The organism is Phormidium sp. FACHB-1136 (genome assembly GCF_014697375.1).
Taxonomy (GTDB): Bacteria; Cyanobacteriota; Cyanobacteriia; order Phormidesmidales; family Phormidesmidaceae; genus Nodosilinea.
Genome location: NZ_JACJRS010000009.1, coordinates 19,551 through 39,845, shown reverse-complemented (window position 1 = coordinate 39,845; position 20,295 = coordinate 19,551). Strand labels below are relative to the sequence as shown.

The following is a 20,295-nucleotide window of genomic DNA, read 5'->3' as shown; positions in this document are numbered from 1 at the left end:
TATTCCCTAGCCTCCTCCATCTTTGGCCATGAGTTCTCTGACTTCCTCCGCCCATGGGGCTTCCCGTTCTGACGTTGCGCCCCAAAGCTGGCCTCCCCATAGGATCCTCGCCAGTTCCTATGCCGACCAAGCCCAGGCCCGATTAGACGCTATTATGACCCTCGGTCTCGACGAACACCGCAGCATTCCCGCCTTTGAAGAAGCCATCCAACTCGTGCGGGAGCATTTTGGGATGCCCGTGGGTTGGATCAGTGTAGCCTTGGAGGGCACTGAGTATCTGAGGGCAACCTATGGCCTCTCTAGCCTGGGCCTGGGCAACCCCCTGGCAGAGGAACGAAAACTGCCCCTCGCCGCTAGCCTTAGTGGCTACGTCCTAGACCGTCAGCAGCCCTGGGCCATCGATGATGTCACTCATCTGGACAACCTGAGCGCCACCTCAATGATGGCCACCTATGGCCTCATGGCCTACGGTGCAGTGCCCCTCACCACCAGCCAGCACCAGTGCATTGGGGTACTCGCCATCATGGATCGCCAGCCCCGTGAGTTTAGCCCGCAGGACATCAGCTTTTTAGCGATGGCGGCTCGCTGGGGCATGGGCGAATATGAGCGCCAACGGGCGATGGTGACCGCTGTCGGCCAAACTCAGCCCACGCAGACCCATCCATTTGCAGTGGATGCCATCCGGCTGCACCTGATGGGTCACCTGATTCAGGATATGCGCAACCCCCTCACCGCCGTTTTGGGGATGACTAGTATGCTTAGCCGAGAAATCTACGGCCCCCTCACCGAAAAACAGCGGGAGTATGTGGATATCGTGCGCAACAGCAGCCAAACCCTGATGAACCAGGTGGATGAAATTCTCGATTTGGGTCTGATTAGTCCAGAGTCTAACGACCTGGTCGCGGCTCCGGTGGATATCCACCGCCTTGGCCATCAGGTGCTAGAGACCCTGGCCCCCTTGGCCGAAACCCTCTCCCAAACCCTCGACTTTACCGTGGAACCCACCCAAGGGCTGTGGATTCTAGACCAGCACACGGTCAAACAGGTTTTCTACCACGGGGTGTTCAGCCTCATGCATATGGCCAGCGAAAACAGCATTCTGCGTATCCACAGTTCCCGCAAGGGGCAATCCCTTGCCCTGGCCCTGTGGGTGTCCAACCCCTGGCTGGGGGAAGGGCTACCCAGCAGCATGGTTCATCTGTGCCAATCCCTAGAACAGGGCGATGGTTGCCACCGCCTAGAGGCCGACCTCCATGCCCAAGGGTTGCGGGGCAATAGCCTCACCCCAGCCGATCTCTCCAAGCAATGGCTGGGAATGATCCTCTGCCACCATCTCGCCCAGCACCACGGGGGCCACATGCGTCTCCAGGGCAGTGCTGAGGCTGGGTATCGGTTGGTGATCACCCTGCCCGCCCTCGGCACCAAATCGCCCCGCATCGACAACGCAGCCGCTGCCCTAGCCCCCACAGATCCCAGTGAAAACAGTGAGGCCAATGGTGCCTCCTCACCCTAGTCTCCTGGTTTTCGTTCGCCCTAGGGGAACGGGGCTAAGGGCCTGGTGACACCCCAGGGCGATATCCTGGGGCGACGTTCTGCCGTCTAGATTGGATCAGGCTTCGCCAAATCTCGCGAGCGAAGAGTTTACACAAGGCTCCCCCATCCAGTAAGATAAAAGACTGTGTCTGTAAGGTTCTACGGCGAAGAAACTCCATGGCGAAAAAAAGCATGATTGCCCGCGAGCAAAAGCGGGAGAAACTGGTGGCCAAGTACGCCAAAAAGCGGGAAGCCCTGCTTGAAGAATTTAACACCGCTCAGTCTCAGCAAGAGCGGGTTGAAATTCACCGCAAAATTCAACAACTGCCTCGCAACAGCGCCCCCACCCGCCTCCACAACCGCTGCTGGATGACGGGTCGGCCCCGTGGTTACTATCGCGACTTTGGGCTTTGTCGCAACAAGCTCCGGGAGATGGCCCACCAAGGCTTGCTTCCTGGTGTGGTGAAGTCTAGCTGGTAGATGGTTTCAGTGCAGCGTTGCTTCGGGCAGCGTTTCCCTAGAATATCGATCCCTTAGAACAGCGATCTTGGGCCTTGCCCTAGGGAAAAAGACTGGGACAAGCCCCTCAGGTAGCGTAGAGCCTAGGCACATCAATATCCAAGCTCAGGGGGTGTGGGATTTGCTCACACCTCCTTTGCGTTTAGGGTGCTGGAACGACCGCAACAGCGATCAATGCCAAGCCGATCACAAATCAAGTCTCCCACCGCATTGGCGACCGTAAACTCGCCATAGAAACTCTGGGAAAAGTCGAAGGCTTGCAGTTCCGTTAAAATAGCCATCACTAGGGATCCCAAGTCCTCTTCCCCTTCCATGCGTTGACGGGTAAACACCTGGGCCACCCGTTCAGCAATGGCTTCGTTAGCGGGTTCTGGCAGATATTCCGCATTCAGCCACCGCAGCAGCACAGATCGTAACCACTCACCCTCCTGCTGGGCGTCGTCGGGTAGGGGTAGGGTAATGGGATCAAGGGGGGCTGTCATGGCCTAAAAACCTCTCCTGGTAATGCGTTGAGTCCAGTTGAGTTCATCCTAACCCGCCCTGTCCTACCACTAGAATGAAATTCTCAGAAAATGGTTGAGAAATGCAACAAATTGGGTTGATTCCGGGGTATGGTCTCTATGGTTAAGCGACATTGTGCCCAGGGTGCCCCCGGCGCTTCTAGGGGAACGTCTGCGGCGATCACATTGGCAGCTTGAGGAGAACGGCCATGGTGTTGGCAAATCGATCAGAGGCGATCAAAACCCTGCGGGTCATGGGGCTTCCGGTTCATGTGGGGGTGAACTACGCCGATTGGCTGCTGGCCCAGTATCGGGCCGGGGTCGGATCCCATGTGGTGACCCTAAATGCCGAAATGGCCATGCAGGCGGATCACAACCCGTTTCTGCGCCAGATTATTGCAGGGGCTGATTTGGTGATTCCCGATGGGGCGGGGGTCGTGCTGTATTTTCGGGCCAAGGGCCAGCGGGTGGATCGCACCCCCGGCATTGAACTATCGGCCCAGGTATTGCAACGACTCGCGCCCCAGGAAACCGCCTTTTTCTACGGTGGGGCACCGGGCATCACCGACCATGCCGCCCTCTACTGGCGGCGGCAAGTTCCGGGTATTCAAATTGTGGGCACCCAGCACGGCTTCCTCAGCCCAGAGGATCAGTCCGCCTTCCTGCAACGACTAGCGACTCTGCAACCCAGCGTGATCTTTGTGGGGCTGGGCGTGCCTCGTCAGGAAATGTGGATTCGCGACCATCGCCATCTCTGCCCCCATAGCGTCTGGATTGGCGTCGGTGGTAGCTTCGATATTTGGGCGGGCGTCAAAAACCGCGCCCCAGAATGGATGTGTAAGCACCATTTGGAATGGCTGTACCGCCTTTACCAAGAGCCCTGGCGCTGGCGGCGAATGCTGGCTCTGCCGCAGTTTGCTTGGCGCTCGCTCACCTACTCCTCCCGCTAAGCTCCGTTCAGCGAGCCTTGGTAGATCGCAGCAAACGACAGAGGTTTTGTGATCTGCTGAGCATCGGTAGACTCGTTGGTGCCCCTTCTGCCCTTGCCCCAGCAAGTTGGGAACGGAGATGTTGAACCTCTCCAAAGGCAGCAGGATAGGCCAAATCTCGCTATGCTAAGAAAATAGATCCATCTAAATAGGAATTTTTCCTATTTAGATGGCCCCACAACTTAACCGGAGAGAATTCATGGTTGGAACCCAGATTGCGGCCCAGGATTTGTTTCGCGCCGCCTACGAAAACCGCTACACCTGGGATCAAGGCTTCCCAGGCTACACCGCCGATGTCACCTACACCGACAACGGCAAAATCTACACGGGCAAGGCCAAGGTCAGCGCTGACCTGAAGCCGGAGGTGACCGGGGTAGAGGATGACGCCGCCCAGAAAGCCATCCATGGCCAGTTGTTTGAGGTGGCTATTCACCGCATCCGCCGCCGCTTTGAAGACAGCCACGGGGCCAACACCTTCCGCTATGGCGAAACCCTGGCCGATGGTGGCGTGGAAATCCTCATGGGCGGCAAGGCCGAGGGCGACAAGTACCATGTTCGCAACAATGAAGTATCGATGGTGCATCGTCACATCCATGGCGTAGTGGTCACTATCCACACCTTTAGCAGCCACGACACCGGGGCAGGCTACCTCTCCCACCGCTACGATTCCGTCTACCACGATCCCCAGACTGGGGAACAAAAGGGTGGACTTAGCACCTTTGAGGACAACTACGAGGCCATCGGTGGCTACTACCTCCTCTCCCACCGCCACATTGAAACGGAAACCCAGGATGGCCCCCAGGTTCAGGATTTCATGTTCTCCAACATTGCCCTGCTCGAAACAGCCTAGATAAAAACGAGTTCGAAAGCTTTCCCTTTTGAAGGATATTCCCCAGGTCACAAAGGCTCCGCTAGTTGAACACTTCGGGGCCTTTGATAGCGCTACCCACTCCTTACGGCGGGTACGGGTGTCATCCTGTCCCCGATGCTGCAAGCCCTAGCCCCTGCCATTGAAACCGTCGTGGCACGACTTTTGGGGGTAGAGTCCTAGCGGAAGTCGGGGATCATGCTTGGGTGACTTACCGCCGTTGGGATCAGGTTGGGTCGAGGGCTAACAGGGGATAGAAGTGCCCCACCGGACCTTGACCTTGGCCAATGGAGAGGGCGTGGTGCAGGGCGTTGGTGACGTATTGTTTGGCGGATTGTGTCGCGGCAAGGGGAGCCTGCCCCAGGGCAAGGTTGGCGGCGATAGCGGCGGAGAGGGTGCACCCGGTGCCGTGGGTGTTTGGAGTGCAGACGGTTTCGGTGGTGAGGACTTCTAGGGTTTGCCCGTCGAACCACACATCGGTGCCCTTGAGGTCGTCGGCCATGCCACCTCCCTTCACCAACACGGCTTTGGGGCCAAGGTGATAGATTTGGCGGGCAGCGGCTTCCATATCGGCTAGGGTGGTCAGGGTGATCCCGGTCAGCAGTTCGGCCTCGTAGCGGTTGGGGGTCACGATGGTGGCTTGGGGGATCAGACGATCCGTTAGGATAGCCACGGCAGCATCGTCAATGAGTTGTGCCCCAGCGCGAGACACCATCACAGGATCGACCACGACCGATATCGTCGGGGGGAGTTGGGCGACTAGGCCACTAACCGCCTCAATGATGGCCTGATTCAGCAGCATTCCGGTCTTAACGGCCTGCACTGTGATGTCACTCGTCACCGCCTGCATCTGGGCTACCACCGCCTCAGGGGGCAACGCGTCCACCCGCGTCACGCCCACGGTGTTTTGGGCGGTAACGCAGGTAAGGACACTGGTACCGTGAACGCGATGGAAGGCAAAGGTGCGTAGATCGGCCTGAATCCCGGCCCCGCCGCCGCTGTCGGAACCAGCAATGGTCAGGGCCACCGGCCAAGCGGAGGGCAAGCTCATGGTGTTTCGGTCGAGGATTCGCTAGGTTGAAGGACTACGCTAACCGGATGGTCTAGCGATTGTTGGGGCGTCGTCGCTGGAGAAACTCTGGAATATCCAGGCCCGTACCCAAGCCACCCCCACCGCCACTGGGCGGGGTTGGCGGCGGCGTGAGGTTGCGCTTGAAGGGCGTGACCCGCTCGGCTTCCACGGCGGCGGGTTGCACCCCCGGTCGGGTGTTGAAGCCCGTGGCGATGACGGTAATTCTCACTTCCCCTTGCAGGCGTTCGTCGATGACTGCCCCAAAGATAATGTTGGCGTTGGGATCCACCCCTTCGTAGATGATTTCCGCCGCCGCGTTCACCTCATGGAGGGTGAGATCGGTGCCGCCCGTGACGTTGAAGACAGCCCCGGACGCCCCATCAATGGAGGCCTCCAGCAGGGGCGAGGAGATGGCCGCAATGGCGGCTTCCCGCGCCCGTGACTTGCCCGATCCCACACCAATGCCCATCAGCGCCGTGCCCGCATCCGCCATTACCGCCCGCACGTCGGCAAAGTCTACGTTGACAAGACCGGGAATGGTAATGATGTCGGAAATGCCCTGTACCCCCTGGCGCAGGATGTCGTCGGCGGTGCGAAAAGCTTCTTGGACAGGGGTTTGCTCGGAGATCACCGACAGCAGTTTGTCGTTGGGGATCACAATGAGGGTATCCACCCGGCTTTGCAGGGCGGTAATCCCTTCATCGGCTTGGGACATGCGTCGGCGACCTTCAAAGGTAAAGGGCCGAGTAACCACGCCAATGGTGAGTGCGCCCGCTTCCTTGGCAATTTCCGCCACAATGGGAGCCGCCCCGGTTCCGGTTCCTCCCCCCATGCCCGCCGTAATAAAGACAAGGTCGGATTCTTCGAGGGCCGCCGCAATTTCTTCCCGCGATTCCTCGGCGGCTTTTTGGCCAATGGCTGGGTTCCCCCCTGCACCAAGCCCACGGGTCAGCTTTTGGCCAATGTGTAGGGTGTTGGTAACGGCGGCGTTCTCTAGGGCTTGGGCATCGGTATTGACCGACCAGAATTCAATCCCGGTGAGCCCGCTATGAACCATGCGGTTGACGGCATTACAGCCGCCGCCGCCCACCCCAATCACCTTGATGCGGGCAACGCTACTGGGCAATGCGGTGTTGTGGTTTAGCGTATCTCCGGGCATAGCGGTAGCATCATTGGGTTGACTAGGCTGGCTTCCAATGGGGTGGAAGGTCGGCAAATGAGCATCAGGGGAGGACTCGACCGATGCACCATCGTTGGCGGGGCTAGGGACAACGTGGTTATTGGCATGGGGACGAGGTTCACGCCTGCGGACATCGCCAGAACTTGGGGGCTCAAAAATCATAGGCAATTTTGAGGTCTGAATACAGGGTATGAACAATCGCCCTGAGTTCTAGGTTGGCTAACCCTGGCTGATTCTAGACAACTATAGATTACTTCAGTAAAAAAAAACAAACGAAATCTAAAAAACAAGCGCCTTACTTCGTTTCTCAAGAAAATCTAAAATAGAACCCTTGATTTTCGCAATTCCAGGTAGATCTGACTTTTATACCCCTTAGCCTTGCGGTGCTTTTCCCTAGGGGAATGGATCGTTGGCCACCTGGAAGCGGGACTGACGATGGCTCATCCTAGACCACGCGGTGGGATGGCCTAGGGGACGCTGCTAGGACGGTGTAAAAAACGGCTGCCCTAGGGTTGGGCGGTCGAGGGGGCGGCCTCGGCATCGGAGGGCTGAGGCGGTGTCAGGGCGAGGGCGGGGCGGTCGGGATTGCTGAGATCAATATGGGCAACGTCGTCGTCTCCCACCTGTTCCGACAGGTTGCGCATTTGGTCGAGGGTGGCCAACTGGCGTTCTAGGTCGGGGGTATAGGCTCCTAGATAGACAATGCCCAGGTCGGTATGGAGGACGAGGTTACTGGGGTCTTGCCAGTCGAGTTCTTGGATGGCAACGGGGCTGGTGCGGATGGTGGCATAGATCTGCGGCCAGTAGCGCTGATATTGAGGCTGAATGCCGCGCAGGCGTAGGGTTGGCAAATTGGCATCCTGGGCGGACTGCAACCCAAAACTGGACGTGGGCATCCAGGATCCCTGGGCGTCAATGAGGCCCGCTTGTAGGTAGGTTTTGGCGGCGTCCCCGTCGCGGCTCCGAGTGGGCAACACCACGGCCACCGGGACGCGCTCGCGCACCTGCACCTTTAGGCGGGGCGGCAGGATTTGCCGACTTACCTTGGCCTCCACTAGGGGGGCGCGTTGCCGCAACTGGTAGGCGAGGGTCTCTGGCTCTACCTCTAGCAGGGATTGGGGATAGTCGATGGGCACGAGGGCTTGCAGCGCCTCATCGCTGAGCCGTTCGTTGCCGCTAACCTGAATTTGGCGGGGGCTGTGGATTAACCATACGGGCCGAGTGACCCCCCAAAACACAGCCCCGGTGAGCCCTGCCATGGCCACCCAGCGCCAGAGGGATTGCCCTAGGGATAGGCGGCGGCGGCGGCGTAGGGTTTTACGGCGGGCCTGAAGTTGGTCGTGGGAAATGGGAGAAACGTCGGACATAGCAGCGTCGGCAGCGCCTCAGAGCCTTTAAGATGATGCCGATTTTAGCGCCTGTAGCGATTCCTGCAAGGCTTTTTTCCACTGTTGGGCCATGGGAAACTCAATAAACGGAATGCGGTGGACGCCATTCTCCGCCGTGGTCAACACCAATTCAATCCGCTGCCCTCGTTTAACATAGCTGCCCGCCGCCACAGGCCCACCATTGACGTGGAGGGCAACGTTGGTGACGTCTTCCAGGGACACTCGGTCTAGGTCGATGGGGCCTTGGCGGGTGGGTTTGCCCCACATCAGCGTGGCACCCCGCTGGACGAGAACGGCGCGAATGTCGTACTTACAGCGGTCGGCCCCGGTGGCCCACACTTCGTAGGCTTGCACCTTTTGATATTCATTCCAGCCCGCCCAGGCCAACCAGATAAACGTCCCCAGCAAGGGAAACCAGGTTAAAGCATGTTCCATAGGTCTACCGTCGATAGGTTTCCAGATTGTAAAGGTTCTCGGATTGTAAATTCTTGCAACAGTCCTTCACCGAAATCCACAACCCCATGGAAAAGTAAGCCTAGCAGACGCCCCCCAGCGGTCTCAGACGCTGGGGCACGGTGGCCTGGATCGATGGGCCTTCTCCCCCTAGGGGATGGGGCACACCCTCAACTTGGTTGTGTTTTGGAGGTTATTCCTGTGGCATTTCTCCCTATTCTCGCGGCTGTTCCTGCTACCCTCACCTGGAGCCCTAAGGTGGCAGCGGTGATGATTATCTGCAACATTCTGGCCATCGCCATCGGTAAGTTCACGATTAAATATCCCAGCGTTGGGCCAGCCATGCCCTCCTCCAACCTGTTTGGCGGTTTTGGTGTGGGCGCTGTGCTAGGCACCACCAGCTTTGGTCATCTGCTGGGGGCTGGGGTGATTTTGGGCTTGGCGAATCTCGGTGCGCTGTAGGCGTTAAGGTGCCCCACGGGCGACCTTCTATTCATCAGATTTGCCGCCAAAAACGGCGACTAAAACGAACTTTTCTGACGCTATCAGGTATTCCCTAAGGTCAGAGAAGTTTGTTTTTTTGGAGCCTAAATGGTGAATTGAATTGAGAAGATCGCCGCAAATGTTCCCACGTTGAGACCTCACTTTTCTCCCCTAGATATAGAGGACATCAGTCAGTCAACGGGGGATCAGGCGGTAGCGGGAGACGCCGCCTACCCACTAAAGCCACTTATCCTACGGACGACAGCCGCCCGGTTTAGTTCCCTGCCGCCGTCCCACGGCGAATCACATCCTGGACGGATACCCCTTCGGTTTGGTGGCCAAAGCGCCAGAGTACAGCCGCCGCTTCGGCTTGGGAAACGGATCGTTTGGGTTGGAACAGGGTCGTGAAGCCAAAAACCCGCAGGATATTGGCAAAGTCTCCGGTTTGGCGATCCGCCAGCACCGCCCGCAGGGCCAGGGGTTCAATCTCGGCGGCATCCTGAAACCCCCAGGCCGACTGCACCGCCTCCACCGTGGCCATGGGCAAGACAGCGCGGGTATCGAGGGGCACTTTCCACAGCAGCAGGTTCTCGCGGGTGAGGGTGTCGTCGGGGCGAAAGGTCACCGCGACGGCATTGCCACTGAGGGCGCTGGGGATGATCCCAGCTTCGGCTAACCCTTGGATAGCGGCGAAATCGGGATGGCTGGGGGGCACATCCTGAAACGCAGGGGTGCTGTTGGGCGAACCGGGCCGAATGCGCTTGGCGGGTTGGTCGCTAAAGAACTGGTTATTCGCCGCAAACAGCCAGTGGGCATAGTCTCCACGGGTGATGGGGCGGCTGGGCTGGAAGGGAATGTTAACAAAGTCTCCCCCAGCGGTGATCCCCAGGGTAATCCAGTCCTGCACGTAGGGCTTTAGATCGGTGGGCACCTCGTCCAGGAGGGTGCTGGCATCGGTGGTCTGGGGCGGTTGCGCTTCCTCCCCCTCCCCGGATCCGTTCCCGCCAGCATCCTGCCAACGGGTGGGTGGTAGGGGGCCGATGAAGGTAGCATCACCGGGTTTTGCCCCAACTTGGGCTGAATCCTCATCGGACGCGGATTCGCGGGTCGCTGACCGATCTTCCCCGGCACCATCCGCAGCCCCGTCGGGTTCGGTGGCCAAGGGGGAGCGAGAATCGTCCGAGGTTGGATCCGATTCGGCCTGGGCCGCCTCGTTTTTGGCGGGAAATTGCGCTTGCAGTTGAGGGTCAGCTTCTAGGGATCTTTGCAGAGAATCCCCCAAGGATCCGCCCGCGCAACCCGTGGCCAACAGCGCACTGGCCAACCCAAGACAGACGGAACGGGAAGACGCAAACCGGGCCAAGGCAACACCCCAACACAACGTAGGATAATCTTACGGTAGCAGCCGTCCGGCAAGGTTGCGGAGGGCGGAAGACCGACTATCCAGCCTGGGCAACGATTGATCTCTGGAGTGAGGCCATGGTACGGCGACCCCTAATCATTGACTGCGACCCTGGGGTAGATGATGCCATCGCCCTCCTCCTTGCCCTGGCCAGCCCTGAAGACTTTAACCTGCTGGGCATCACCACCGTGGCCGGAAACGTGCCCCTGAATTTGACCCAATACAATGCTCGTCGCATCACCCACCTCGCCCAACGGTTGGATATCCCGGTCTATGCCGGATGCCCTCGGCCCGTCCTGCGTGCCCCCGTTACCGCCGAGCATGTCCATGGCCAAACGGGGTTAGATGGGGCTGATCTGCCTCAACCCACCCAACCCCTGCAACCCCACCACGCCGTTGCCTTTTTGATTGACCAATGCAAAGCGGCCCAAACTCCCATCACCCTCGCCACCCTTGGCCCCCTCACCAATCTGGCGGTGGCGCTGATCCAGGCTCCAGAGATCGTCAATACCATTGACCAGGTCGTTACTATGGGCGGTGCCCTGGGCCGGGGCAACGTTACCCCCAACGCCGAGTTCAATATCTATGCCGATCCCCACGCGGCCCAGATCGTGGTGGAAGCGGGCCTGAAGCTGACCCTAATTCCCCTAGACGTGACCCACCAGGTGATCACCACCCCTGAACGCCTTGCAGCCCTGGAAAACTTGGGTAACTCCGTGGGCCAAGCCGCCGCTGGGTTATTGCGCTACTACGGCCAACGGGAAGGGGAATGCTACGGCCTCGCAGGTGCGCCCCTCCATGATCCCTGCGTGATCGCCTACCTGCTTCAGCCCGATTTGTTCTCTGGTCGCCCCATGCACCTGGCCATTGAAACCGACAGCCCCCTCTGCCTGGGCCGCACCGTTGCCGATCCCAACGGGGACAAATCCGCCAATGCCATGATCCTCGAAACGGTTAATGCCCCTGCGTTCTACCAACTTCTAACCGAGCGTCTGGGCGGACTCCATCGGGATTGATGGGGCGGCTGTGGGGTCTAGGATGGTTGGGAGGTGGCTTTTATGGGGGACTGATGGGCTGGCCATCGGTTTTGGGTGAGACGTTAAGCTGACCACCAAATTGCCGCAGCTCAAACAGCTTGACCCCAATTTGGTATTCATACTGGCTCAGCAGTCGGCCATAGATATAGCCTGCTCGCCCATCTAAGAAGCCCAGTTGAATGACGTAAAACAGCAAAAAACGCAGTGCTGGCTTGAAGGGCAACCGCACCCAAATTTTTTTCAAAAAGCGCTTACGCTGCACCGCATCCCCAAACAGGTTTGCGCCAATGGTGCCGCTGTCGCCCATGCCCGTGAGCAGGTTGTAGTAGACCCTGGCCTCCCAGTTAGAGTAGCGGTTGTGGCGGGCCAGCCAGTGATACAAATCCCGAAAATCCTCATGGAGCATATCCTGTTTGAGGTAGCCCACGGATCCGTCAATCATGACGTGTTCGTGGACTTCGTTATCTCCGGTATTGGGAATATCGGAGGTTTGTAGGTTTTCGTAGCGGCCCTTGGCATGGCGAAATAGGCGCAGGTTCCAGTCGGGATATTTGCCGCCATGGCGAATCCAGGTGCCCAGAAAAAATACCCGTCGATTTAAGTAATAGCCATCGAAGTTAGGGTTCTGAATCGCCGTTTCAATTTCGTCCCACAGTTCCGGAGGAATGCGTTCATCGCAATCGACAATCAGCACCCATTCATGGCTAAAGGGCAGATTATCCAAGGCCCAGTTTTTCTTTTTCGGCCAGTGACCATTAAACTCAAACTGCACCACCTTGGCCCCAGCAGCCGTAGCAATGACTTCGCTCTGGTCGGTGCTGTGGGAATCGACCACAAAAATTTCGGCAGCGCGTTCCAAGCTAGCGAGGCAGGCCGGAAGATTTTGCTCTTCATTCTTGGCAGGAATGAGGACGGAGATGGGAATTTTGGAGGAGATCATGGATTAGAGATTCGGAACTAGAGATTCGGAGCTAGCGGATGGGAACCTAGGGGGCGCTGTTTGGGGGTGAAGCTAGGAGATAGCGCAGGCCGCTGAGAATATAGCCCAATTGGCCATAGGCGTAGACCAGATTATCAAACCGGAGGGCGGGGTCGCGCCAATACTTAATGGATTTGCCTAGCCCCCGCAGTAAACTCAGGCACCGATTCCGTAGGCGTTGCCCGTTGAGTTGGTCTGTGAGGTGTTCGCGGTAGCATTCGCTGATGCCCTGCCACCAACTACGACGCAAAAACCAACGGTGGTGGAGGCGTTCTGGAGACACATTGTGAGCCACCTTAGCATCGGGGACGTAGAGCACCTCCAACCCGGCCTGGAGGGCTTGCTGGGTCAGATGCAGTTCTTCGTTGGAGAGCAGGTTTTTACCCACCCGACCGAGCTGGGGGTCAAAGCCACCCACGGATTGCAGAAAATCTTTTCTGACCGCATAGTTTAGCCCTCTAGGGGTTTGTCCCGCTTGGGTAATGGCCTGCACCGTGGCACTGAGGTCGTAGGCACCCAAACATTCCGCTAGGGCCGGAGACAACCAGCGGGGAGCGGTTTCACCGGGAGGCCAAATCAGACTGACGTAGCCCCCCGCAATGGCCACCTGGGGATGGGCCACAAACACCTTGGCTAAGGCCGCTAGCCACTGGGGCGAAGCTTCAGCGTCGTCATCGAGGTAGGCCAGAATTTCCCCCTGGGACACCGCCGCCCCCCGGTTGCGAGCCGATGAAAGGCCCAGGGTGCCTTCATACACGTAGGTGAGTTTGGGGTGAGGCAGTCGTTCATCGATCACGCCCTTAGTGCCATCGGTGGAGGCATTGTCTACCACAATGACCTCATAGGATCCGTAGGTTTGCCTCAACAGACTATCAATGGCCGCTCCCAGGTAGTCTGCGCGGTTGTGGGTGCAGATGATAGCGGAAATCATGGGTTGAGTCATCGCCAGAACCATGGAGGGAAGAGACCTGCGCCTAGCGTACCCGGAGATTAGGACAGGCTACCAGGCCACAAGATAAACTTTTCCCAATACTTTGACATCCCTTAAGAAAGACCCGATAGGCTTAAGGTCACTTTCTTCACAAAATTGGGAGAATTGCCATGAGCAGTTTTAGTTCAGATTTGCTGGATCGAGACTACGAGGTGAATATTGGTGCCTATTTCAGTCGGGGCTGGGCCATCTTCAAGGAATTCGCCTGGGGTTACATTCTCTTTACGTTAGTCCTAGGCATCATCGCGGGGGCTTTATCGCAACTGCCATCCCCTCTAGGAATGAAAGCCATCGGCGAAGGCTCAGGCGGCGGCAACTTGATTTTCAATATTCTTTCTCCGGCACTGGGGGCTGGTTTCTACTTCGTTTCCTTTCAAATTGCGCGGAGTCGCCCTAAAAACTTCAGCGACTTCTTCAACGGATTTAAGAAGTTTTTGCCTCTCTTCCTGACTTCCCTCGTCTCAACGATTCTGATTGCCATAGGACTCGTTGTGTTGATCATCCCTGGAATCTATTTAGCCGTTTCATACATGTTTGCCCAGCTTCTTGTCATCGACAAGAACATGAACTTTTGGTCAGCCATGGAAACTAGCCGTAAACTCATCTCCAAACGCTGGTTCTCTTTCCTGGGGCTGGGGATTTTGATGAGTCTTTTGGTGCTGTCGGGCTTTTTGCTGATTGGCATTGGTGCACTGGTCACCATTCCCCTGTCCACCTGTGTTTTAGCCGCCGCCTATGAGGACATTGTCGGCCTCAACTCCGTAGCCGAAGACCTGTAGGCTGGTTTCCCAAGGATGCCTCCGGTGCGCTGGGTCTGCACGAAACAGCGCATCGTGAGGTTCCTGCGGTGACCCAGGATGGCGGGGTAATGCCAAACAACCTGTAGGGGCGAGGTCTCCTCGCCCGCTCCTCGCCCGCTGGTACCAGGGGCAAGCCAGCCGGATTGGGTATCAGTTGGTGAAGGCGAATCAGAGGTTTAGCGGCAGCTTTTGAGTTCCTAAGCTTTTGAGTTCTTTTGAGTTCCTAATCTCTCTTAAACCTAAACCTGGTCGGGATCAATTCCCTGGCTTCTCAGGAGTTCCGCTAACCGTTCGGCCCGTTGTTGCGCCATTTCCATCGGGGTCAAAATCCACCGTCCAGCCCCATCCAAAAAACGTAGCCAGTCTCGCTCAAACCCTTGGAACTCACCCCGCCAAAGCCCTAGGCCGATGCCTAATTCTGGAATCATAAAGCGATCATTGGCAATTTCAATGGGCCGATACCCGTCATCCGTGAGGCGAAAGGCTTGCAGGTTTCCTGTGTAACGGTCGAACACCCCATAGTAGGGAATACGAAGGATCTGCTCGTAAACCTGCCATTTGGGCGGCGGGGCATTGGGAGAGGTGGGTTGGGTTAGACCCAGATCTTCGTCAGCGGTGCCGGGAGAGAGCAATTCCACCACAATGTAGGGATTGACCTGCTCTTGCCAGGTGACGTAGCTCAGCCGTAGTTCTCGGTCGTTATAGAAGCGGGATACGCCAACGACGGCAAACCAATCGGGGCGTTTGTACCAATTTGGGTGGGTGATGTCGTAGTAGAGATTCAGGTCAGCGGCGGTGAAAATACGATCCGCCGCCACGTCCGCTAGCCGAAAGGTGGCGCTGAGCAACTGGGGCTGAAAATCGTGAAATACGTCTTTCGACGCGCTATCGCGAACGTCTGGCAACCCAGGCTCCTCCGGGTCTTCACTGGGCAAATCATACATTGTCGGCCAGCGTTCCTTCGGCAGCGAGAGGTTGGCCGGGGCAATGTAGGGATTGTGGGGAATTGGGATAGGCGAGGGAGAGAGGGGCCGAGGAGACATGGGACGGTTGCTCCTGGGAGAATGCTTAGCCTGATTCTAGCCCGCTTTACTGGTGTAGGTTGATCATCGTAGAACCCACAGCGATACCAAATTTGCCGTAGACATCTTGGCCGAGGAGGCCAACACTGCCGCCAATGGCCACGAGCATGGCAGTTTTGCGTAGCCCCCCCACCTCAAGCTCATCCACATAGCCGATGGGGAGTTCCACCGTGCTGCCGTCGGCAACTTTGGCCTGGGTGCGGCCCACCACCACTACGCCAATCTGTTCAGCCATTTCGGCGGTAATCAATGTCCCCGATGCCCCGGTATCAAACATCATGGGAAAGCGGTGACGGCCTCGCGGCCCCTGAAAGGTGACTTCAACCACGGGAATTCCCCCCCGGCGCTCTTGAATGGGAATTTGGGCCACTAATCCGTTAGGGGCCGCCGGGGTAGGGTCGGTAGCGGCCATCGCGGGTTGACCTTCGGCCCGTTGCTGGGCGGCGACAAGGCTTTGCTGATATTCCTTCACCTTGGTTTGGGCCTGGGCATAGTTAGGGCTATCGGCAGGCACCCGCTGCATCAACGCTATCGCCTGCTGCCAGCGCCCCACCGCCAACTGCCAATCCGCCTGGGATTGGGCCGACTGACCAATCACCACCGCACTGGTAGCCCGGTTGGTCGCTTCACGGAAGTAATCGGTTTGGGGCGCAGCAGTTGCTTCTGGGGGGGCAATCTCAACTAAACCAGGGCTGGGTGTAGGCTCAGGGGATGGAGCGCTGCGGGGTGGATCGGCCAACCCTTTGAATGCTTCACTACAGCCCATCAATCCAGATAGCCCTCCCAGTAGGGCTAGACTCACTATTGTCTGCCGTTTCATGGCATTACCTCAAACAATCTTTACCCCGGTCATGGCCTGGATAGGTTTGGGGTTTACCCCTTCTGTCAAGACTCCCTCAATCGCCCATGATCTAAAACCGATGGTTTGGCCTTAGGATAGTAGCGCTTTGCGATCCTTCACCCGACGGCCATGGTTCTCCTCGACGCTCCCCCTGCTCTTTTAGTTTTAGCCGATGGCTCCGTGTTTCGGGGTTGGTCTTTTGGGGCCAGCGGCACGGTGATGGGGGAGGTGGTTTTCAACACGGGGATGACAGGGTATCAGGAAGTGATGACCGATCCGAGCTATTGCGGCCAGATCGTCACCTTCACCTACCCCGAACTGGGCAATACCGGGGTGAACCCGGAGGACGAAGAATCCGCCCGTCCTTACATTAAAGGAGCCATCGCCCGCAATATCTGCGAGATTCCGAGCAACTGGCGATCCACCCAATCGCTACCGGACTACCTCAAGGGGCACCACATCCCCGGCATTTTCGGCATCGATACCCGAGCCCTCACCCGCCGCCTACGCACCACCGGAGCGATGAACGGAGCGATTTCCACAGAAATCCTAGACCCGGAGGAACTGCTGCGGCAGTTGCAGGATGCCCCCTCCATGGCGGGGTTGAACCTGGTGGATCAGGTGACCACCCACGAAGTCTACGAATGGACGGAGGGCACCCCCACCGCCTGGGAATATAGCAAAGGGGAATCCATCGCTGACCAAGACCCGTTAACCGTGGTGGCGGTAGACTTTGGCGTGAAGCGCAACATTCTGCGACGGCTGGCCAGCTATGGGTGCCGCGTGGTGGTCGTCCCAGCCACCAGCACTCCCGAACAGATCATGGGCTACCAGCCCGACGGCATTTTCCTCTCTAATGGCCCTGGCGATCCGGCGGCAGTCACCTACGCCCCGGAACTGGTGCAGGCGTTGTTAAACTACCAACTCCCCACCTTCGGCATTTGCATGGGGCACCAAATTCTGGGCCTGTCCCTCGGAGCCTCCACCTTCAAGCTCAAGTTTGGCCACCGGGGGCTGAATCAACCCTGTGGGTTAGATCGTCAGGTGGAGATCACCAGCCAAAACCATGGCTTTGCCATCGATGCTGCCTCCATTGCCGAGGATCAGATCGCCGTTACCCACCTCAACCTCAACGACCAAACCGTGGCGGGTTTGGCCCACAAAACCCTGCCGATTTTCTCGGTGCAATACCACCCCGAAGCCAGCCCTGGCCCCCACGATGCCGACTACCTCTTTGCCAAGTTTGTGCAAACCATGCGCGACTACCGCCAACAGCGCCAACCCGCCTAGGGCTCTCTGGGGATGATGGCTCCGTCGCCGCCCCCCAGCCTAGGCTCGTTGGATCCCCATTATCCCTATTTGTCCTGGAGGGAGGGAATCCGCCCCTTGCAGAGCGAGCTATCCTGGCCTATATTTAACTGTCGAATCGGAGCACCCTAGGAGGTCTGCCATCGCTGAATCGCTAACCCTGACCGTCAGTTTACGAGGCACCCGCGATGTCAGGGGAACCTATCAACTATTTCGCCTCATTGGACAGCTAGACGCCTTCTCGGAACCAGCGTTTCGGAAGGTGTTGACCAAATATGTCGAAGCTGGCCCTGCCAACATCATCCTCGACCTCGGAGCTATTGACTTTGTGGATAGTTCTGGATTAGGAGCCCTCGTGCAACTGGTGAAAAAAGCCACGGGCGAAGGAGGGACGGTGCAGTTGGTGACCAACCCTCGCGTTACCCAAACCGTGAAGCTGGTGCGCCTAGAGAAGTTTCTGTCGCTTCAGCCCTCGGTGGAAGAAGCCATTGCCAACCTCGATGCCGCCGCTGGTGAATAGATCAACCCTCTGGAGCCTTGGCCTTGGCTAGTGTCGAACCGCCCGATACCTCATCCCTAGGGCAGTGGCTAGAAACCTGTCTGTGGGGCACTAACGGCGTAGACTGGCTCTTTCGCTTTCGCAATGTTGTGCTAGCGAGCAGCCTCCCCACAGCTACTCTGGCCATGGCGGATGACCTGCTGGCCGATCCCATCGCCCTGCAATCAATGGTGCTCAACTCCATGGCCAAGCCAGGGAATTCAGATAATCGACTGCCTGCGGCCCAGGCGAGGGGGTTGTCACCCGTGGCCTTGGCCTACATGGGCGATGCCGTCTACGAACTGTACGTCCGTAGTCAGTTTTTGCTGCCCCCAAAACGCATCCAGGATTACCACAATGCCGTGGTGGATCAGGTCAAGGCCGAGCAGCAAGCCCACTGGGCCGAACAACTGGCCCCCCACCTCACAGTCATCGAACAGGATGTCTTACGCTGGGGGCGCAATGCCTCCTCGCGGGGGCCAAAGCGGCTAGACGGAGCGATTTATCAACAGGCCACGGGCCTAGAAACCCTGATCGGATACCTTTACCTCACCGATCCTGACCGCCTTGCCCAACTCCTGGGTTACCTCAACATTGGCCACTAGATGCATCACGAATTGGGCTACCCACTGGTCAGGTTTTCTATAGTCTTTGTGAATAATCCACCGAGGACTGGTCGCTGCCACCATAATGGCAAAATCCATCCCTAAGACTAGCGGCACCCGTCCTTTGTCCTAGCCCCCATCACCTGGCGGGACGTGCTAGCCTAGTCATCCGCCCGTTTGACCCCGGTGCTGGTCTTTTACCTCGGTGTTATCATGCCGTCTGACAACTTTTCCCACGAGTCTCGTCCCTCCAAGGGTTCCTCCTCCCACTACGACGGTAGCTCCCACCGAGACAAGCCCGCCCGCCGAGATGGCACAGGAGGAAGTCAAAAGCCCGTCCTCAAATCAGCAGGGGGAACCCCCAACGGAGGGGGCCGATCTGGTGGCTATAGCGACCAGCCCCGCGACGGCGGCTATCGCGGCAAGTCTGATGGCGGTGGCTACCGGGGCAAATCTGACGGCGGTGGCTATCGTGGTAAGGATGGGGATCGGGATAGCGGCTACCGGGGCAAATCTGACAGCGGTGGCTATCGGGGCAAGTCTGACAGCGGTGGCTACCGGGGCAAGTCTGACAGCGGTGGCTATCACGGTAAGGATGGGGATCGGGATAGTGGCTATCGGGGCAAGTCTGATGGCGGTGGATATCGGGGCAAAAACGGGGATCGGGAGGGCGGTTACCGGGGCAAGCCTGACGGTGGTTATCGCGGTAAAAGTGAAGATGGCTATCGTGGCAAATCTGACGGTGGCTATCGTGGCAAAAGTGAGGGGCGTTTTCCCAGGGACAGGGATCGCCCACCCCAGACGGATCGCTACGCTGCCGCCAGCACCCCGGAAGCGGATTCAGCCCAGGACGATGGCCCCGCTGATTTGATCTACGGACGCCATGCCGTCGCCGCCGCCCTAGAAAATCAGCGCCCCCTCAATCGGGTGTGGGTGAATAGCCGACTGCGCTACGATCCCCGCTTTTTGTCCCTGATTGACGAGGCCAAGGCCAGCGGTGCGGTGATCGACGAAGTAGACACCCGCCGCCTGAATCAAATTACCGAAGGGGCTAACCACCAGGGGATCGTGGCCCAAGCCGCCCCCTACGACTACAAAGATTTGGATGAGTTGATCGAAACAGCCCTGGCCAAGACCAAACTGCCCGTTATCGTTGCTGCCGATGGGATCACGGATCCCCATAACCTTGGAGCCATTATTCGTACCGCCGAAGCGTTGGGTGCTCAGGGTATGGTGATCCCCCAGCGTCGGGCCGTGGGGGTCACCTCCACCGTGGCTAAGGTAGCCGCTGGAGCCCTAGAGCACCTGCCCGTGGCGCGAGAAGTGAACCTCAAACGCGCCCTCGATACCCTCAAGGAACGGGGCTTCTGGATCTACGGTCTCTCCTCCGAGGCCAGCCAGCCCGTTCACCGCACCACCTTTGATCGACCCACGGTGATTGTGGTGGGATCTGAGGGCGACGGCCTCAGCCTCAGCGTACAGCAGAGCTGCGATGTGCTAATTTCTATTCCCCTCCAGGGGGCGGTTCCTAGCCTAAATGCATCCGTGGCTACAGGCATGGCGCTCTATGAGGTCTATCGTCATCGATGGGCGGCGCAAATTCAAATTTCCTCTTTGCAAAATCAAAAGCAACCCAGTATAAACAAACAAGGGATAGCACTATCCCCTGAGACTTCTGAAGCATGATGAATCGGCGGTCGCTTAGTCGGCAACGTGGTCGGCAGGCT

21 protein-coding genes are annotated in these 20,295 nt (G+C 58.0%); 11 read left to right on the top strand and 10 right to left on the bottom strand.

Going from position 1 to position 20,295, the window contains the following annotated elements; all coding sequences use genetic code 11:
• The first annotated feature begins 28 nt into the window (after positions 1-28).
• Positions 29-1,513 carry a GAF domain-containing sensor histidine kinase gene (locus H6G62_RS04530; RefSeq protein ID WP_190492920.1) on the top strand — a complete coding sequence of 495 codons (1,485 nt, stop codon included), beginning with the start codon at positions 29-31 and terminating at the stop codon, positions 1,511-1,513.
• Between the two features lie 197 nt (positions 1,514-1,710).
• Positions 1,711-2,013: a 30S ribosomal protein S14 gene (rpsN, locus tag H6G62_RS04525; RefSeq protein ID WP_190492919.1), complete on the top strand. Its 303-nt coding sequence runs from the start codon at positions 1,711-1,713 to the stop codon at positions 2,011-2,013.
• A gap of 164 nt (positions 2,014-2,177) precedes the next feature.
• Here the strand turns inward: rpsN and H6G62_RS04520 are convergent, their stop codons facing one another.
• The gene (locus H6G62_RS04520) at positions 2,178-2,534 is read right to left on the bottom strand and encodes a hypothetical protein (protein ID WP_190492918.1); all 357 of its coding nucleotides are present in this window, start codon (positions 2,532-2,534) and stop codon (positions 2,178-2,180) included.
• 227 nt (positions 2,535-2,761) lie between these two features.
• Here H6G62_RS04520 and H6G62_RS04515 point away from each other — a divergent pair, with 227 nt between their 5' ends.
• Together H6G62_RS04515 and H6G62_RS04510 are read left to right on the top strand one after the other, a co-directional pair.
• On the top strand, positions 2,762-3,502 hold the full coding sequence (locus tag H6G62_RS04515) for a WecB/TagA/CpsF family glycosyltransferase (protein WP_190492917.1): 741 nt from the start codon (positions 2,762-2,764) through the stop codon (positions 3,500-3,502).
• A gap of 238 nt (positions 3,503-3,740) precedes the next feature.
• A complete protein-coding gene (locus H6G62_RS04510) occupies positions 3,741-4,391 on the top strand; it encodes a DUF3386 domain-containing protein (protein ID WP_190492916.1) in 651 nt (216 codons plus the stop codon).
• Positions 4,392-4,635: 244 nt separating this feature from the next.
• Here the strand turns inward: H6G62_RS04510 and thiD are convergent, their stop codons facing one another.
• The 4 genes from thiD to H6G62_RS04490 form a co-directional block, all read right to left on the bottom strand.
• The gene (thiD, locus tag H6G62_RS04505) at positions 4,636-5,460 is read right to left on the bottom strand and encodes a bifunctional hydroxymethylpyrimidine kinase/phosphomethylpyrimidine kinase (RefSeq protein ID WP_190492915.1); all 825 of its coding nucleotides are present in this window, start codon (positions 5,458-5,460) and stop codon (positions 4,636-4,638) included.
• A 52-nt stretch (positions 5,461-5,512) separates the two neighbouring features.
• Positions 5,513-6,640: a cell division protein FtsZ gene (gene ftsZ / locus H6G62_RS04500; RefSeq protein ID WP_190492914.1), complete on the bottom strand. Its 1,128-nt coding sequence runs from the start codon at positions 6,638-6,640 to the stop codon at positions 5,513-5,515.
• A gap of 527 nt (positions 6,641-7,167) precedes the next feature.
• Positions 7,168-8,028: an FtsQ-type POTRA domain-containing protein gene (locus H6G62_RS04495; RefSeq protein ID WP_190492913.1), complete on the bottom strand. Its 861-nt coding sequence runs from the start codon at positions 8,026-8,028 to the stop codon at positions 7,168-7,170.
• A gap of 27 nt (positions 8,029-8,055) precedes the next feature.
• Positions 8,056-8,484 carry a hypothetical protein gene (locus H6G62_RS04490; protein WP_190492912.1) on the bottom strand — a complete coding sequence of 143 codons (429 nt, stop codon included), beginning with the start codon at positions 8,482-8,484 and terminating at the stop codon, positions 8,056-8,058.
• A 219-nt stretch (positions 8,485-8,703) separates the two neighbouring features.
• On the opposite strand from H6G62_RS04490, the gene psaK reads away from it, so the two are divergent.
• A complete protein-coding gene (psaK, locus tag H6G62_RS04485; protein ID WP_347239294.1) occupies positions 8,704-8,964 on the top strand; it encodes a photosystem I reaction center subunit PsaK in 261 nt (86 codons plus the stop codon).
• A 295-nt stretch (positions 8,965-9,259) separates the two neighbouring features.
• On the opposite strand, the gene H6G62_RS04480 is transcribed toward psaK, so the two are convergent.
• Entirely contained in the window at positions 9,260-10,348 is a 1,089-nt protein-coding gene (locus H6G62_RS04480) for an S-layer homology domain-containing protein (RefSeq protein WP_199324745.1), read from the bottom strand.
• Between the two features lie 116 nt (positions 10,349-10,464).
• Between H6G62_RS04480 and H6G62_RS04475 the strand changes: the two genes are divergently transcribed.
• The gene (locus H6G62_RS04475) at positions 10,465-11,403 is read left to right on the top strand and encodes a nucleoside hydrolase (RefSeq protein ID WP_190492910.1); all 939 of its coding nucleotides are present in this window, start codon (positions 10,465-10,467) and stop codon (positions 11,401-11,403) included.
• A gap of 40 nt (positions 11,404-11,443) precedes the next feature.
• On the opposite strand, the gene H6G62_RS04470 is transcribed toward H6G62_RS04475, so the two are convergent.
• Positions 11,444-12,364, bottom strand: a complete 921-nt coding sequence (locus H6G62_RS04470; RefSeq protein WP_190492909.1) for a glycosyltransferase family 2 protein — start codon at positions 12,362-12,364, stop codon at positions 11,444-11,446.
• 46 nt (positions 12,365-12,410) lie between these two features.
• Complete coding sequence (locus H6G62_RS04465; protein ID WP_190492908.1) at positions 12,411-13,346, bottom strand: glycosyltransferase family 2 protein; 936 nt, start codon at positions 13,344-13,346, stop codon at positions 12,411-12,413.
• A gap of 200 nt (positions 13,347-13,546) precedes the next feature.
• On the opposite strand from H6G62_RS04465, the gene H6G62_RS04460 reads away from it, so the two are divergent.
• Positions 13,547-14,173, top strand: a complete 627-nt coding sequence (locus H6G62_RS04460; RefSeq protein WP_199324744.1) for a hypothetical protein — start codon at positions 13,547-13,549, stop codon at positions 14,171-14,173.
• 260 nt (positions 14,174-14,433) lie between these two features.
• On the opposite strand, the gene H6G62_RS04455 is transcribed toward H6G62_RS04460, so the two are convergent.
• Positions 14,434-15,237, bottom strand: coding sequence for a Uma2 family endonuclease (locus tag H6G62_RS04455; protein ID WP_190492906.1), 804 nt, complete (start codon positions 15,235-15,237; stop codon positions 14,434-14,436).
• A gap of 46 nt (positions 15,238-15,283) precedes the next feature.
• Positions 15,284-16,096, bottom strand: coding sequence for a retropepsin-like aspartic protease (locus H6G62_RS04450; RefSeq protein WP_190492905.1), 813 nt, complete (start codon positions 16,094-16,096; stop codon positions 15,284-15,286).
• A 150-nt stretch (positions 16,097-16,246) separates the two neighbouring features.
• Between H6G62_RS04450 and carA the strand changes: the two genes are divergently transcribed.
• The 4 genes from carA to rlmB all read left to right on the top strand — a co-directional run bounded on the left by carA (position 16,247) and on the right by rlmB (position 20,254).
• The gene (gene carA / locus H6G62_RS04445) at positions 16,247-17,407 is read left to right on the top strand and encodes a glutamine-hydrolyzing carbamoyl-phosphate synthase small subunit (RefSeq protein WP_190492904.1); all 1,161 of its coding nucleotides are present in this window, start codon (positions 16,247-16,249) and stop codon (positions 17,405-17,407) included.
• A 52-nt stretch (positions 17,408-17,459) separates the two neighbouring features.
• On the top strand, positions 17,460-17,945 hold the full coding sequence (locus tag H6G62_RS04440) for an STAS domain-containing protein (RefSeq protein WP_347239296.1): 486 nt from the start codon (positions 17,460-17,462) through the stop codon (positions 17,943-17,945).
• Positions 17,946-17,968: 23 nt separating this feature from the next.
• Entirely contained in the window at positions 17,969-18,568 is a 600-nt protein-coding gene (locus tag H6G62_RS04435) for a ribonuclease III domain-containing protein (protein ID WP_347239293.1), read from the top strand.
• Positions 18,569-18,781: 213 nt separating this feature from the next.
• Complete coding sequence (gene rlmB, locus H6G62_RS04430) at positions 18,782-20,254, top strand: 23S rRNA (guanosine(2251)-2'-O)-methyltransferase RlmB (RefSeq protein ID WP_190492903.1); 1,473 nt, start codon at positions 18,782-18,784, stop codon at positions 20,252-20,254.
• The last annotated feature ends 41 nt before the right edge of the window (positions 20,255-20,295 follow it).

What these genes read in the sequence shown, in the direction of transcription:
- H6G62_RS04530 (WP_190492920.1), top strand. Translation starts at nt 29, where the DNA reads ATGAGTTCTCTGACTTCCTCCGCCCATGGGGCTTCCCGTTCTGACGTT.
- rpsN (WP_190492919.1), top strand. Translation starts at nt 1,711, where the DNA reads ATGGCGAAAAAAAGCATGATTGCCCGCGAGCAAAAGCGGGAGAAACTG.
- H6G62_RS04520 (WP_190492918.1), bottom strand. Translation starts at nt 2,534, where the DNA reads ATGACAGCCCCCCTTGATCCCATTACCCTACCCCTACCCGACGACGCC.
- H6G62_RS04515 (WP_190492917.1), top strand. Translation starts at nt 2,762, where the DNA reads ATGGTGTTGGCAAATCGATCAGAGGCGATCAAAACCCTGCGGGTCATG.
- H6G62_RS04510 (WP_190492916.1), top strand. Translation starts at nt 3,741, where the DNA reads ATGGTTGGAACCCAGATTGCGGCCCAGGATTTGTTTCGCGCCGCCTAC.
- thiD (WP_190492915.1), bottom strand. Translation starts at nt 5,460, where the DNA reads ATGAGCTTGCCCTCCGCTTGGCCGGTGGCCCTGACCATTGCTGGTTCC.
- ftsZ (WP_190492914.1), bottom strand. Translation starts at nt 6,640, where the DNA reads ATGCCCGGAGATACGCTAAACCACAACACCGCATTGCCCAGTAGCGTT.
- H6G62_RS04495 (WP_190492913.1), bottom strand. Translation starts at nt 8,028, where the DNA reads ATGTCCGACGTTTCTCCCATTTCCCACGACCAACTTCAGGCCCGCCGT.
- H6G62_RS04490 (WP_190492912.1), bottom strand. Translation starts at nt 8,484, where the DNA reads ATGGAACATGCTTTAACCTGGTTTCCCTTGCTGGGGACGTTTATCTGG.
- H6G62_RS04475 (WP_190492910.1), top strand. Translation starts at nt 10,465, where the DNA reads ATGGTACGGCGACCCCTAATCATTGACTGCGACCCTGGGGTAGATGAT.
- H6G62_RS04470 (WP_190492909.1), bottom strand. Translation starts at nt 12,364, where the DNA reads ATGATCTCCTCCAAAATTCCCATCTCCGTCCTCATTCCTGCCAAGAAT.
- H6G62_RS04465 (WP_190492908.1), bottom strand. Translation starts at nt 13,346, where the DNA reads ATGACTCAACCCATGATTTCCGCTATCATCTGCACCCACAACCGCGCA.
- H6G62_RS04455 (WP_190492906.1), bottom strand. Translation starts at nt 15,237, where the DNA reads ATGTCTCCTCGGCCCCTCTCTCCCTCGCCTATCCCAATTCCCCACAAT.
- H6G62_RS04450 (WP_190492905.1), bottom strand. Translation starts at nt 16,096, where the DNA reads ATGAAACGGCAGACAATAGTGAGTCTAGCCCTACTGGGAGGGCTATCT.
- carA (WP_190492904.1), top strand. Translation starts at nt 16,247, where the DNA reads ATGGTTCTCCTCGACGCTCCCCCTGCTCTTTTAGTTTTAGCCGATGGC.
- rlmB (WP_190492903.1), top strand. Translation starts at nt 18,782, where the DNA reads ATGCCGTCTGACAACTTTTCCCACGAGTCTCGTCCCTCCAAGGGTTCC.